The following is a 13,607-nucleotide window of genomic DNA, read 5'->3' as shown; positions in this document are numbered from 1 at the left end:
GCGCAAAAAATCAACGCGCCCGCGACAATCGGCGCGGGCGCGACGCAGGATCATGCGCTGTCGGACTGGCGCCGCCGGTTCAGGCGCGGCGCACCTCGTCCATGAATCGCTGGCGGATCACCACCGGGTTCATGGTGATGACCGGCACATCGACATTGCCCGCCTCGCATTTGGCGACGATCACGCTGGTGCCCTCGCGCGCCAGCGCAGCCTCGACCTCGCCCGCGGTCGCCTCGGCGCTGCATTCCACCACATCCGCGCAGCCGCACGCGCGCGCCACCTCTGCGAGCGACGTGCGCTTTCCGGCATAGGTCGGCTGATCGCCCGTGGAGCCGTAGCTTCCGTTGTCCACGATCAGGAGCACGAAGTTGCGGGCGGGATTGTTGGCGATGGTGGCGAGCGTGCCGAGATTGGTCAGCACCGAGCCGTCGCCATCGATGGCGAGAACGGGCCTGGGCTGGGCCAGCGCAAGGCCAAGCCCGATCGAGGAGGCAAGCCCCATGGTGCCGAGCATGTAGAAGTTGCCCGGCCGGTCGGCGAGCTGGAAGAGCTCCTGGCTGGGGGCGCCGATGTTGCAGACAACAAGCGTGTCGCCCAGCACCGGAACGATCGACTTGAGCAGTTCGTAGCGGTTCATTTCGCGGCACTCCAGAAGCTGGCGTCGGTGAGGATGGCAACGGGCTTGGAGCTCACCCAGGCGTGGTTGAGGATGCCCGGAAGCTCCGCCTCGTCGCCGGGACGGTGGAAGTGGTAGGTGGGAATGTGCAGCTGATTGAGGATCGGCTTGGTGTGCAGCGCCATTTCCACCTGGCAGGCCACCTTCTCGCCCACCTCGCCGCGGTAGGAGATGAGCATGGGCAGCGGGATCTGGTAGAACTGGATGAGCGTCGCCAGCGCATTGACCACCACGCCGAGCGCGGTGTTCTGCATCACGATGCAGGGCATGCGCCCGCCCATGTAGGCGCCGGCGCAAAGCCCCATGCCCTCATCCTCGCGGTTGCAGGGCACGTGCATGATCTCCGGCGTCTCGTCGAGCACCTCGATCACGCCCGCAAGCTGCTTGCAGGGCACCGAGGTGACAAAGCCTATCCCCGCTGCCTTCATGTCGGCGACGATGCGCCGGTCAACATCCTTGGCCATTCTCTCTCCCCTGTCGCGTCTGGTTCTGCGTCCTATGCTCCGGCCAGCCTTGCGGCGACCCGCTCGGCGATGAGTGCGCTCACGCGCGCGTTCGACTCCTCCGTCACCCCGGCGATGTGCGGGGTGAGGATGATATTCGGCAGGCCGCGGAACTTCGCCGCCGCCTCGGCCGTGAGCGGCTCGGTCTCGAAGACATCGAGCGCGGCTCCGGCAAGCCGGCCCTCGGCCAGGGCCTCGGCGAGCGCCGCCTCGTCCACCACGCCCCCACGGGCGGCGTTGACGAGAACCGCGCGCGGTTTCATCGCCGCGATCTCCTGCGCGCCGATGAGATGCCGCGTGGCCTCGGTGAGCGGCACGTGCAGGCTCACCACATCCGCCGCCTCAAGGAGCGCGCCAAGCGTCTCGGCGCGCCCGGCCCTGGCCCATGCCGGGTCATCGGCCGGCACGAAGGGGTCGTGGGCGATCACGGTCATGCCCAGCGCACGCGCCTTCTCGGCCGTCAGCCGGGCGATGGAGCCGAAACCCACGAGCCCCAGGGTCTTGCCGGCAAGCTCGCGGCCCGCCGAGGACTGCCGCGGCCACGCGCCGGCGAGCATCGCCTCGTTGACCGCGTAGGCCGTGCGCAGAAGCGCCATCGCGGTGCCGAGGACATATTCGGCAACGCTGAGGTCGTTGGCCCCGGTGGCGGGGTAGACGTCGATCCCGCGCGCGGCGCAGGCCTCGAGGTCGATGTTGTCGAGCCCCACCCCGAGACGACCCACGCAGACGAGATCGGGAGCCGCATCGAGCAGCGCCGCCGTCACGCGGGTGCGGTTGCGCACGATGAGCGCGCGGATGCCGGGAAGGAGCGGCGCGATCTCCTCCTGCCGATCGGCGAGATCGGGACGGTAGAGCGCGCCAAAGGCGGCATCAAGCCGCGCCACGGCGGGCTCGTCCATGAATTCGGTGATGAGAATCTGCGGTTTCGTCATTGGCGCGGGTCCAATCTGCAGGCTGCCTCAAAGCTCCAGCACCGGCAACTCCAGCGCGGCGGCGACGGCGCGCAGCGTCTCGGCGTGATCGCCGTAGGCAAGCGCCACGTGATGTTCGAGGCCTGCGCCGATGATCCGCCCAAGCACCTCCCCCGCCGGCCGGTCGAAACGCATCACCCCGGCCGTGCCCGAGAAGGCAAGCGGGCGGGAGAGCATCTCGCCGGTGGCAATCACCATCTTCTGCCGCCCGCGCGCCTGGCTGATCCGCGCCAGCGTCACCCGCCCCGGCTTCAGCGGAAACTCGTAAAGGAGCGGCAGACGGCGGTTGGAGTGGATGGTGGCTACGGCCGGCACAGCCGGGTCGCGCATCGAGGCCGGCGCCTGCCCGCAATGCCACAGAACCGCGCTGTCATCGGCGGCATCCACATCGACCACATCGGCGAGAAAGACCGGGGCCTGAGCCACCTCCTGCAGCACGATCTGGGTGAGCGCGCCGAAGACATCCGCCTCGCAGGCGCAGGGCGCGCGCGCCTCCCCCAGCATCGCGGCCGGCCCGCAGACGGCGCCGCCCCACTCGGTGAACATCTCCGGCCAGCAGCGGATGGCGAAGGCATCGGCCTGCCCTGCCCCGCGCATGGCCTTGAGCGCCGCCGCGAGCCTGAGCGAGCGCTCAAGCGCCGCCTCGTCAACCGCCTCGAGCCCCTCGAGCACGGCGCCCGCCTCGGCGCGCACCGCGTCCACCGCCTCGGGTGCCGCCGCGCGCGCCGTCTCGAACAGCCGCTCGAGCGGCCACTCCTCGAGCGCCACGCCCGCGAGCGCTTCGGTTGCGCCCGGCGCGGCAAGGCAGGTGTCAAACCCCTCGGGCGGCGCGCCGATGCGCGCGATGCGCCGCCCGGCGATGCGCGCGGCGATCTCGCGGCCCGTGGCGAGTGCATCGTCTGCAACCGTCATCGGCGCACCCTCGAGGGGCTCGACATCGCGTGCGCCCGCCAGCAACGCGGCAAGCTCCTCGCCCGCCGTCTCGGGGCTTGCATAGAGCCAGCCGTGGCCGATCCCGCGCCGGCCGAGCGCGTGAGCGGCAAGGTTGAGCCCACAGAAGGCGTTGAGCCTGAGCCGCCCGCCCGCCCGCGGCTCGGGCACTGCCCAGATGGCCAGCGGCGCGCCGATCCGCGCCGCCGCTGCCACGGTGGCGGCGGCATCGGTGAAGGTGACCTGAAGGATCAGCAGCCGGTCAATGCTTTGCCCGGTGAGCGCGTCGATGGCGACCGCGGTCTCCTCGGCGCCGGTGAGCAAATGGCGCGGGCCGACAAGCTCGGCGCCGGTTGCCTCGAGCGCCGCGAGCATCGCCGCCAGCCGCTCCTCGGCATAGGCGACATCGAAGGTGGCGCGGCCGAGGGGCAGGATGCCAACACGCATCGTCTCAGAACTCCCCGTAGACATGGCGGAAGGAGGCGTCCGCCGGGGTGAAGCGCGCCCCGCCTTCGCCGTAGCAGGGATGGCGCGACCAAGGGAGGGCCTTTTCGGCGGCCATGGCCGAGATGCGGGCGAGATAATCGCGCGCCTCACCCTCGAGGCCGGCGCGGATCACCTCCCAGTCGGGATAGGCGGCGAAGGCATCGGCCCAGATCGCGCGGCCGGCCAGAAAGCCCGAGGCGCCGGCGCGGAAGGCGTGATCGAGCACGCGGGCGAACTCCTCCTTTCCGGCCCCGGCCGAGAGCATCACCCAGGGCCGGCCGGCAAGCCGCCCCATCTCGTCGAAGAGCGCCTGCACCTCGGCCGAGCCGTCGGCCGCGGCTGCGGGCACCGGGCTTTCGAGCTTGAAGATGTCGACCCCGTAATCGGGCTTCGCGAACTCCTCGACCGAGGCAAGCACCTGATCGGCGCGCTTGGCACCCATCTCGACATAGTCGGTGGTATGGCCCGCATCCGAGGGCAGCGGATAGACCAGGAGCTCAAGCAGGAAGGGAATGTCGAGCCGGGCGCACTCGGCGCCAATGCGGGCGACGAAATCCTTCTGGTGGGCCACGACCTCGGGCGCAGCGTCGGGGCGATACCAGGCCAGCACCTTCACCGCGTCGCCGCCCATGCGCTTGATCTTGGCCACCGACCAGTCGTCGATTTCGGCCGAGAGCCGCCCGCCCGGCGTCTCCTCGAAGAGCGAGTCCTCGAGCGTCACCACAAGCCCGAGCGCCGGGCGCATCAGGTCGATCGCCCGCGGGATGGCGTAATGCGGGTCCAGAAGCAGCGCCGTTGCGCCCTCCTGCAGCGTCTCGACAAGCAGCGCCTTGAAGCGCGCGACCTCCTCCCACGGCGCCTCCTCGACCCCGAGCGCGCGGGCGATCGGCCCCTTGATCGGCGGGCGCTGATCGACCGCGACCATGCGGAAGATGCCGCGCGCGTCCGCAAGCCGCCGCAGCCCCCAGAGCTTGCCCGGTGTCAGTTCCATTGCCCTCTCTCCCTCAGGAATTCCTCGGTTTCCGACCGGCCCGGGGCGCCGAGGCCGCCTCCGAAACGGGTGCACTTGAGCGCGGCGGCGGCATTGGCGAAACGCACCGCCTCACGTTCGCCGGCCCCTTCGGCCAGCCGCAGCACGAAGGCGCCATGCCAGACGTCGCCGGCGCCGAGCGTGTCGCGCGCCTCCACCGCGAAGGCCGGCAGATGCTCCACCTCGCCCCCGGAAAGGACGTAAACGCCCGCCGCCCCGTCGGTGACGCAGGCCCAGGCGGCGCGCCCGGCCATCGCCTCGGCCAGAGCCTCGGCAGGATCCGACCGCGCCGAAAGCGCGGCAAGCCCCGCCCGCGAGAAGGCGACATGGCTGGCAAGATCGAGAAGCTCTGGCGCGATCGGCGGCTCGGCATCGAGCACGCCGGCAATGCCGCGCGCCTGCGCAAGCCGGAGCGCCTCGGCGGCGCCTTCGGTCCAGCGCGTGTCCGCCAGCACCGCGCGGACGGCAGGCACATGCCCGCTCCAGCCCGCACAGGCGTCAAGCCCCGTACCGCGGAAGTTCACGATCTGCCGCTCGCCCGCAGCATCCACCAGAACCGAGGAGAAGGACGAGCGCGCGCCCGGCTGCCTGTGCACAAGCGCCGTTTCGACCCCCTCTTCGGCCAGCGCCTTCACGACCAGATCACCCACGAGATCATCGCCCAGGCGGCTGGCAAGCCACGCTCGCCCCCCAAGCCGCGCCACCGCGATCGCGGCATTGGCGGCGCAGCCTCCCGGCGCAAGCGCGCCCTGATCGGCGCGATACTTGGCCGCCGCGCCCGGCAGCTCGGGAAGGGCAAGAATGACGTCGAGCGCGGAGATCCCGGCCACCAGCACTGCCGCCCCGGTCTCCGCGCCTGTCCCGCTCATCTCACGCGCCCTCCCGCAGCCGTGGCCCATGCTTTTTTCGTATCGATCACGATTCGAAAATTCATGTCAACATTCGAAATCACGTGCGGCCCGCAACGATCAGCTCGACCCCTTCGGCCCGGCACAGCTCGGCGAGCGCGTCCGGGCAGCCCTCGTCGGTGACCAGCGTTTGCACATCACCAAGCCGCCCGAGCTCCACCGGCGCGCCGCGCCCGAACTTCGCCGAGTCGGCGCACAGGATCACCCGCCGTGCGCGGGCGATCATCGCGCGCACCATCGCGGCCTCCTCGAGATCGAAGTCGAGAAGCGCGCCGTCCGCAGAGATCGCGGCGGCCCCGATCAGCGCCAGATCGGGGCGGAAACGGCGCAGGAACTCCACCGCTTCGGCGCCGAGTATGGCCCCGTCGGCGGCGCGCACCCGCCCCGGCGGCACGATCAGCTCGACCATGGGCGCGCCACGCAGCTCATTGGCAAGAAAGACACTGTCGACAATCACCGTCAGGCGCATGCGGCTTCCCAGCTCGCGCGCGGCAAAGGCCGTTGTCGTGCCGGCGTTGAGAAACAAGGTGGAACGGTCGGGCACCAGCCGCGCGGCGGCGCGGGCAATGGCCTGCTTCTCGGGCGTGGCGATCTCCAGCCGGCGCTCGAAATCGAGATACTCGACCCCCGCCAAGAGCGCCGCGCCGCCATGAAAACGGGTCACCTCGCCCGCCTCGGCCAGCAGAGCAAGATCGCGCCGGATGGTCTGGGGCGTGGCGCCAAACAGCTCGGCAAGCTCGTTCACCCGCGCCCGGCCATGCGCGCCGATATGACGCAGGATCGCCGCCCGCCGCGCCTGACCCGCCCGATCTGAGGCCCTGTCCTCCGCCATGGCCGACGAATGCGGTTTTTCGTGTTTCAAGTCAAACGAAATTTCGAAATGATAATTCGCATATAGACAGCCCGAAGGGCGCACCCGGCGGGCACGACAGCCGCAAGGCCCTCTTGAAGCGCAAAAGCGGCCTACAAATATCTTCTCTGTGAACCGTCACAACGCATGAGAGGAGGGCACGATATGTTCAAGCACAATGTGGGCATGATCGATCGCGTCATCCGCGTCGTGATCGGTCTCGCGCTGATCGCCGGCTTCTGGATCTGGCCGGACACCGCCTGGCGGTGGGCGTTCTGGGTCGGCCTCATCCCGCTTGTGAGCGGGCTTGTGGGCTATTGCCCGGTCTACCACCTGCTGGGCTGGTCGACCTCGGACGAGAAGCACGGCGGCAATACCCGCACTGCCTGAGAAGGCAGGAACGCAGGGAGAAGGCGCCCGGGAGACCGGGCGCCCCTTTTTTGTCCGGGCGGGGCGCCTGTTTCGGGGGCTTGTGGCCCGACCCGCCCGGCCGTCGGCCGGGCAGCACCCGCTCTCGGGTCGGGCGCCGCCCCTCGCGCAACCGTGTTGACCGGCGCCCGTCTTCTTGTGGCGCCCTACTCCGCCGCCACCCGCCGTGCGTCGAGCAGCGGGCGCAGGTAGCGCCCCGTGTGGCTCTCTTCCACCGCCGCTACCTCCTCGGGTGTACCGGTCGCCACGATCCGTCCGCCGCCGTCGCCGCCCTCGGGGCCGATGTCGATGATCCAGTCGGCGGTCTTGATGACATCGAGGTTGTGCTCGATCACCACCACGGTGTTGCCCTGGTCGACAAGCTCGTGCAGCACCTCGAGAAGCTTCCGCACATCTTCGAAGTGCAGCCCCGTCGTCGGCTCGTCGAGGATGTAGAGGGTGCGTCCCGTGGCCCGGCGCGAGAGCTCCTTTGAAAGCTTCACCCGCTGCGCCTCGCCGCCCGAAAGCGTGGTCGCCTGCTGGCCGACCTTGATGTAGTCGAGCCCCACCCGGTGCAGCGCATCCATCTTCTCGCAGATCGCCGGGACGGCGGCGAAGAACTCGCGCGCCTCCTCCACCGTCATGTCGAGCACATCGGCAATCGACTTGCCCTTGAACTTGATCTCCAGCGTCTCGCGGTTGTAGCGCTTGCCCTTGCAGGTCTCGCAGGTGACGTAGACGTCGGGCAGGAAGTGCATCTCGATCTTGATGACGCCGTCACCCTGGCAGGCCTCGCAGCGCCCGCCCTTGACGTTGAAGCTGAAGCGGCCCGGCTTGTAGCCGCGCGCGCGGGCCTCGGGCAGCCCGGCAAACCAGTCACGAATCGGCGTGAAGGCGCCGGTGTAGGTGGCCGGGTTCGAGCGCGGGGTGCGGCCGATCGGACGCTGGTCGATGTCGATCACCTTGTCGAGATGCTCAAGCCCCTTGATCGTCTCGCAGGGCGCCGGCGTCTGCCGCGCGCCCATGAGCCGCATCGAGGCCGCCTTGTAGAGCGTCTCGATGGTGAGGGTGGACTTGCCGCCGCCTGACACCCCGGTGACGCAGACGAACTTGCCCAGCGGGAAATCCACCGTGACGTTCTTGAGGTTGTTGCCGGTGGCGCCGACCACCGTCACCGCCTTGCCGTTGCCCTTGCGTCGCTCGCTTGGCACGGGGATGCAGCGCGTGCCGGCCAGATACTGCCCGGTCAGCGAGGCTGGGTCGGCGGCGATCTCCTCGGGGGTGCCCTGGGCCACCACCCGCCCGCCATGCACACCCGCGCCGGGGCCGATGTCGAGCACATGGTCGGCGGTGCGGATCGCCTCCTCGTCATGCTCCACGACGATCACCGTGTTGCCCTGGTCGCGCAGGTTGCGCAGCGTGTCGAGAAGCCGGCCGTTGTCGCGCTGGTGCAGCCCGATGGAGGGCTCGTCGAGCACATAGAGCACCCCGGTCAGCCCCGAGCCGATCTGGCTCGCCAGCCGGATGCGCTGGCTCTCCCCGCCCGAGAGCGTGCCGGCCGAGCGCGACAGCGTGAGATACTCGAGCCCGACATTGTTGAGAAAGCCGAGCCGCTCGCGGATTTCCTTCAGGATCGCGCGGGCGATCTCGTTCTTCTGCGCGGTGAGATGCTCGGGCACCTCCCCGATCCACTCATGCGCCTGGCGGATCGACATCTCGGTGACCTGCCCGATGTGCAGGCCGGCAATCTTCACTGCCAGCGCCTCCGGTTTCAGGCGATAGCCGCCGCAGGCGCCGCAGGGGCGGTTGTTCTGGTAGCGCTCGAATTCCTCGCGGATCCAGGCCGAGTCCGTCTCCCGATAGCGCCGCTCCATGTTGGGGATCACCCCCTCGAAGGGGCGGCTGACCTGATAGACCCGCCCGCCCTCGTCATAGCGGAACAGGATCTCCTCATTGCCGGAGCCGTAGAGAAAGACCCGTTTCACCTTCTCGGGCAGATCGCGCCAGGGAAGCGACTTGTCGAAGCCGTAGTGGCGGGCAATCGACTCGATGGTCTGCAGGAAATAGGGCGACTTGCCCTTGCGCCACGGCGCAAGCGCGCCCTCGGCCAGCGTCAGCGACTGGTCGGGCACGACGAGGCGTTCGTCGAAATAGAGCTCCACCCCCAGCCCGTCGCATTTGGGACAGGCGCCATAGGGGGCGTTGAAGGAGAACAGCCGCGGCTCGATCTCGGGGATGGTGAAGCCCGAGACCGGGCAGGCGAAATTCTCCGAGAATGTGAGGCGCTCTGGCTCCTCGCCCTCCTCCCGTGGTACGGTTTCGAGAATGGCGATGCCGTCGGCCAGATCGAGCGCGGTGCGGAAGCTGTCGGCAAGGCGCGTCTCGATCCCCTCGCGCACCACGATGCGGTCGACCACCACGTCGATGTCGTGGCGGAATTTCTTGTCGAGAGCGGGCGGCTCGTCGAGGTCGTAGAACGTCCCGTCCACCTTCACCCGCTGAAAGCCCTGCTTGCGGAGCTCGAGAAATTCCTTGCGGTATTCGCCCTTGCGGTCGCGCACGATGGGGGCGAGCAGATAGGCGCGCGTGCCCTCCGGCAGCGCCATGACCCGGTCGACCATGTCCTGCACCTGCTGCGCCTCGATGGGCAGGCCGGTGGCGGGGCTGTAGGGCGTGCCGACGCGGGCGAAGAGAAGCCGCAGATAGTCGTAGATCTCGGTGACGGTGCCGACGGTGGAGCGCGGGTTCTTCGAGGTGGTCTTCTGCTCGATGGAGATCGCCGGCGACAGGCCCGAGATGTGGTCCATGTCCGGCTTCTGCATCATGTCGAGAAACTGGCGCGCATAGGCCGAGAGACTCTCGACATAGCGGCGCTGGCCCTCGGCATAGATGGTGTCAAAGGCAAGGCTCGACTTGCCCGAGCCCGACAGCCCGGTGATCACCACCAGCTTGTCGCGGGGGATGTCAACGTCGATGGACTTGAGATTGTGCTCGCGCGCGCCGCGCACCGAGATGAACTTCTGTTCGGCCATGACCCACCTTCACCGCCAGTGGCCAAGAGATAGGCGAAAGCGCGCGCGACTCCAACAGAAATCTGGAACATACAGCGAACACCCACAGGGAATTCGCCAAGAAAGGCGTTCTCCGGCCCGTGCGGGCCGGAGTGCCCCGATGCCGCTCAGATATGGATCACGCGGCCGAAGGCGTCGAGAACCGCCTCGTGCATCGCCTCTGAGATGGTCGGATGCGGGAACACGGTCTCGATCAGCTCGGCCTCGGTCGTCTCCAACGTCTTGCCGATGACATAGCCCTGGATCATCTCGGTGACCTCAGGCCCGACCATGTGCGCGCCCAGAAGCTCGCCGGTCTTCGCATCGAAGACCGTCTTGATCATGCCCTCGGCATCGCCCATGGCGATCGCCTTGCCGTTGCCGATGAAGGGGAAGCGGCCGACGCGCACCTCGTGGCCCGCCTCCTTCGCCTGCGCCTCGGTCAGACCCACGCTGGCGATCTGCGGATGACAGTAGGTGCAGCCGGGAATCGAGCCCGGCTTGATCGGGTGCACCTTCTGCCCCGCGATCATCTCGGCCACCATCACCCCCTCATGGCTGGCCTTGTGCGCCAGCCACGGCGGGCCGGCAATGTCGCCGATGGCATAGAGCCCCTCCACGCCCGTGCGGCAGAACTCGTCCACCACCACATGGGTGCGGTCGATCTTCACGCCCAGCGCCTCAAGCCCCAGCCCTTCCACATTTCCGACAATTCCGACGGCGGAAATCACTGTATCGACGGTAAGGGTTTCCGTTTTGCCACCTTTCTCGACATGAGCGGTCACCTGCCCCTTGCCGCGGTCGAGCTTCTTCACCGTGGCGCCTTCCAGAATGGTCATGCCCTGCTTGACGAAGCTCTTCTTCGCAAAGGCGGAGATCTCGGCATCCTCCACCGGCAGGATGCGCTCCATCACCTCGACCACCGTCACATCGGCGCCCAGCGTGTTGTAGAAGCTCGCGAATTCGATGCCGATCGCGCCCGATCCGATGACCAGGAGCTTCTTCGGCATCCGCGGCGGCTGCAGCGCATGCTTGTAGGTCCAGACGAGATCGCCGTCAGCCTCGAGCCCCGGCAGCTCGCGCGCCCGCGCGCCGGTGGCGAGGATGATGTGCGGGGCCGTCAGCTCCTCGCTGCCCTTGTCGGTCTTGACAGAGACGCGGCCCTTGCCGGCGAGCGTCGCCTCGCCCATCACCACCGTGACCTTGTTCTTCTTCATCAGATGGCCGACGCCGGCGTTGAGCTGCTTGGCGACCGCGCGCGAGCGCTTCACCACGGCGTCGAGATCAAAGCCGATGTTCTCGGCCTTCAGCCCGAATTCCTTCGCGCGATGCATGAGGTGAAACACCTCGGCCGAGCGCAACAGCGCCTTCGTCGGGATGCAGCCCCAGTTGAGGCAGATGCCGCCCATGTGCTCGCGCTCGACGATGGCCACCTTGAGCCCGAGCTGCGCGGCCCGGATCGCCGCGACATAGCCGCCGGGCCCGGCGCCGATCACCACCACATCGAAAGACTTCGCTGCCATCCCGCTTCCTCCGCCAGCCAACCGCGTCGCAAAAGTAGTTTGACGTTAAACTATCGCCCGAAGGCGCGCAATCGCCACACCCCTTGCGCGCTCTGCCGAAAGGGAATGCCCGCCCTGCCCCGGCGGAATGACGCATCCCCGGGCGGCGGTGTGCCGTGAGCCGGCAAGGCGTTCAGGTGCTGCCCGTTTCGGCTGCGGCTCCGTCGACCGCGTCGAGCGCGGCACGATAGCCGCCATGCGCCAGAAACTCGGCCTCGGGCGGCGTGTCACGGCGGTGCAGCGCCTCGTTGCGAGTGGGGAAACGACCGAAGCGACGGATCACCTCACGGTGGGCACGCGCATGGCGCAGGTTCTCCTCGCCACCCTCGCCCATCCGGGTCTTCATCAACCGCACGCAACGGTCCTGATCGCTGAGATTTTCCGAGTGCATCAGCGGCAGGTAGAAGAACTGCCGCGCCGGCGGGTCGATCTTCATGTCCCAGCCGCGGGCAATGGCCATCTTGGCCGCCGCCAACGCCCGGCGGTCGGAGGAGAAGGCCTTCGCGTCACCGCGGAACATGTTTCGCGGAAACTGGTCATTCAGGATGATGTAGGCCAGCGTTCCCGACGGGTAGGTGAGCCACAGTCCGAACCCGCCGCGCTGCGCCTCTTCCCAAGCATCAAGGAACCTTTCGCGGATCTCGCGGTCAAGCGCCTCGTCGCCGCGATACCAGCCCTCGGGCCCGACCTCGTCGAGCCAGAACGTCAGAACCTCCTCCGGAGTCGTCATCGCCACACCCCTCATGCTCTCGCGCCCCGCCAGGCACTTCCAGTCTGCGGCGTTTTCCACAGGCTGGCAACAGCCTGGGGATAATTCGGCAAGGCTGTGGCGATCACGCAATTTTCCGTTGACCGGCCTTGCAACGGAAGGCCGCCTCAGCCTGTGGGCGCGGCGCGGTCCGCGTCGGCGTTCTCCTCCTGAAGTTCGTGCTGCTCGTGCGCCCATTCCTGCGCCGCCTCCACAGCCACCTGGCTGGCAATGGGCGCAACGGCGACATAGGCCACTGTTTCCTCCACGGTCGGGGCCGGGCGCTGGGTCATGCGGTAGGCCGCGTAGGCCGCGAGCGAGAGCAGGAGCAAGGCGATGAACAGCCAGAACCCCCTTGCGGGGCCGGCCGTTTCCATCAGCCAGCCGGTGATGACCGGGCCGGTGATCGCCCCCATCCCGTTGACGAAAATCAGCCCGCCCGAGGCAGCGGCCATGTCATCGGGGTCGAGGTAGTCGTTGAGGTAGGCGATCAGCAGCGAATAGAGCGGGTTGGTCATGCCGCCCAGCACCAGGGCAGCAGTGACAAGCCCGGCGAACCGGTCCGCCGCAAGCCATCCGCCGATGGCCGCGAGACCTCCGACGAGCGACACCATCAGGATGAGAAGCCGGCGGTCCATACGGTCGGACACCCAGCCGAGCGGATACTGAAACACCAGCGCCCCCACGAAAAGGGCCGAGATGAAGGCCGAGATCTCGCCCACGCTCAGCCCGATCTGGGTGGCGAAGACGGACGCCATGCCGAACTGGGCGGCGAAGACGCCGCCAAGAATGGTCATACCCGCGAAAGCGAGTGGCGAGGCGCGAAACAGCGCGCCAAGGCGCAGCGGCTTTGTCGTCTCGAAGGCGGGTGTGGGCATGACCGAAAGCAGGATCGGCGCGAAGGAGATGGACACGAGCACGGAGGGGAGGATGAACAGCTCGTAGCCTGCCGGATCGCCGAGGCTCAGAAGCCCCTGCCCGGCGATGATGCCCAGCATCTGCACGATCATGTAGGCCGAAAGGGTCTGCCCGCGGGTCTCGTTCGTCGCGGCATTGTTGAGCCAGCTTTCCGACGTGACGTAGATGCCCGAGAAGCAGAAGCCCAGCACCACCCGCAGCGCCGTCCAGGCCCAGGGGTCGGTCAGCACCGGGAAGAGGATGAGCGCAGCGGACACGAAGGAGCCGAGCGCGGCGAACACGCGCACATGTCCCACGCGCCGGATGAGTTCCGGCGTCAGCCGCGAGCCGCCCAGGAAGCCGGCAAAATAGCCCGAGGTGATGATCGACAGCTCGGTCGTGCTGAAACCCTCGATGGCGCCCCGCACACCCATGAGTGTGGCCTGCATACCGTTGCCGATCATCAGCAGCCCGATGCCGATGAGCAGTGCCCAGGAATTTCCCAGAACTCGAAGCATCATGATCTCCGTCGCGGGGAGTTTCCCGCTTCTAGGCGCCCGGCGCTGGCCGACCAAGCCTGTTCGCGAC

12 protein-coding genes are annotated in these 13,607 nt (G+C 68.1%); 1 reads left to right on the top strand and 11 read right to left on the bottom strand.

Annotation, left to right across the window (positions count from 1 at the left end; translation table 11 throughout):
- Positions 1-79: 79 nt before the first annotated feature.
- From comE to BLQ14_RS08325, 7 genes are all read right to left on the bottom strand, one after another.
- Positions 80-637 carry a sulfopyruvate decarboxylase subunit beta gene (comE, locus tag BLQ14_RS08355; protein WP_092500069.1) on the bottom strand — a complete coding sequence of 186 codons (558 nt, stop codon included), beginning with the start codon at positions 635-637 and terminating at the stop codon, positions 80-82.
- Positions 634-1,140: a sulfopyruvate decarboxylase subunit alpha gene (gene comD, locus BLQ14_RS08350; protein WP_092500067.1), complete on the bottom strand. Its 507-nt coding sequence runs from the start codon at positions 1,138-1,140 to the stop codon at positions 634-636. The genes comE and comD overlap by 4 nt, the downstream gene beginning before the upstream one ends.
- 32 nt (positions 1,141-1,172) lie before the next feature.
- Entirely contained in the window at positions 1,173-2,111 is a 939-nt protein-coding gene (locus tag BLQ14_RS08345) for a hydroxyacid dehydrogenase (protein ID WP_092500065.1), read from the bottom strand.
- A 27-nt stretch (positions 2,112-2,138) separates the two neighbouring features.
- Complete coding sequence (locus BLQ14_RS08340) at positions 2,139-3,527, bottom strand: hypothetical protein (protein ID WP_092500063.1); 1,389 nt, start codon at positions 3,525-3,527, stop codon at positions 2,139-2,141.
- A 4-nt stretch (positions 3,528-3,531) separates the two neighbouring features.
- Entirely contained in the window at positions 3,532-4,557 is a 1,026-nt protein-coding gene (locus tag BLQ14_RS08335) for a tagatose 1,6-diphosphate aldolase (protein ID WP_092500061.1), read from the bottom strand.
- Positions 4,548-5,465, bottom strand: a complete 918-nt coding sequence (locus BLQ14_RS08330; protein ID WP_092500059.1) for a PfkB family carbohydrate kinase — start codon at positions 5,463-5,465, stop codon at positions 4,548-4,550. The genes BLQ14_RS08335 and BLQ14_RS08330 overlap by 10 nt, the downstream gene beginning before the upstream one ends.
- A 79-nt stretch (positions 5,466-5,544) precedes the next feature.
- A complete protein-coding gene (locus BLQ14_RS08325; protein ID WP_092500057.1) occupies positions 5,545-6,336 on the bottom strand; it encodes a DeoR/GlpR family DNA-binding transcription regulator in 792 nt (263 codons plus the stop codon).
- Positions 6,337-6,519: 183 nt separating this feature from the next.
- On the opposite strand from BLQ14_RS08325, the gene BLQ14_RS08320 reads away from it, so the two are divergent.
- Positions 6,520-6,744, top strand: coding sequence for a YgaP family membrane protein (locus BLQ14_RS08320; RefSeq protein WP_092500056.1), 225 nt, complete (start codon positions 6,520-6,522; stop codon positions 6,742-6,744).
- A 185-nt stretch (positions 6,745-6,929) separates the two neighbouring features.
- Here the strand turns inward: BLQ14_RS08320 and uvrA are convergent, their stop codons facing one another.
- From uvrA to BLQ14_RS08300, 4 genes are all read right to left on the bottom strand, one after another.
- Positions 6,930-9,794 (bottom strand): excinuclease ABC subunit UvrA, encoded by a 2,865-nt coding sequence (gene uvrA / locus BLQ14_RS08315; protein WP_092500054.1) that lies wholly within the window; start codon positions 9,792-9,794, stop codon positions 6,930-6,932.
- Between the two features lie 146 nt (positions 9,795-9,940).
- Positions 9,941-11,335 carry a dihydrolipoyl dehydrogenase gene (gene lpdA, locus BLQ14_RS08310; RefSeq protein ID WP_092500052.1) on the bottom strand — a complete coding sequence of 465 codons (1,395 nt, stop codon included), beginning with the start codon at positions 11,333-11,335 and terminating at the stop codon, positions 9,941-9,943.
- Positions 11,336-11,507: 172 nt separating this feature from the next.
- Positions 11,508-12,104, bottom strand: coding sequence for a DUF924 family protein (locus BLQ14_RS08305; protein ID WP_092500050.1), 597 nt, complete (start codon positions 12,102-12,104; stop codon positions 11,508-11,510).
- Positions 12,105-12,250: 146 nt separating this feature from the next.
- Positions 12,251-13,537 carry an MFS transporter gene (locus BLQ14_RS08300; RefSeq protein WP_092500228.1) on the bottom strand — a complete coding sequence of 429 codons (1,287 nt, stop codon included), beginning with the start codon at positions 13,535-13,537 and terminating at the stop codon, positions 12,251-12,253.
- Between the last annotated feature and the right edge of the window lie 70 nt (positions 13,538-13,607).

The sequence above is a fragment of the Meinhardsimonia xiamenensis genome, from assembly GCF_900102905.1.
Lineage (GTDB): Bacteria > Pseudomonadota > Alphaproteobacteria > Rhodobacterales > Rhodobacteraceae > Meinhardsimonia > Meinhardsimonia xiamenensis.
Note: the sequence above shows the minus strand (reverse complement) of the source record. Positions and strands in the feature narration are given on the sequence as shown.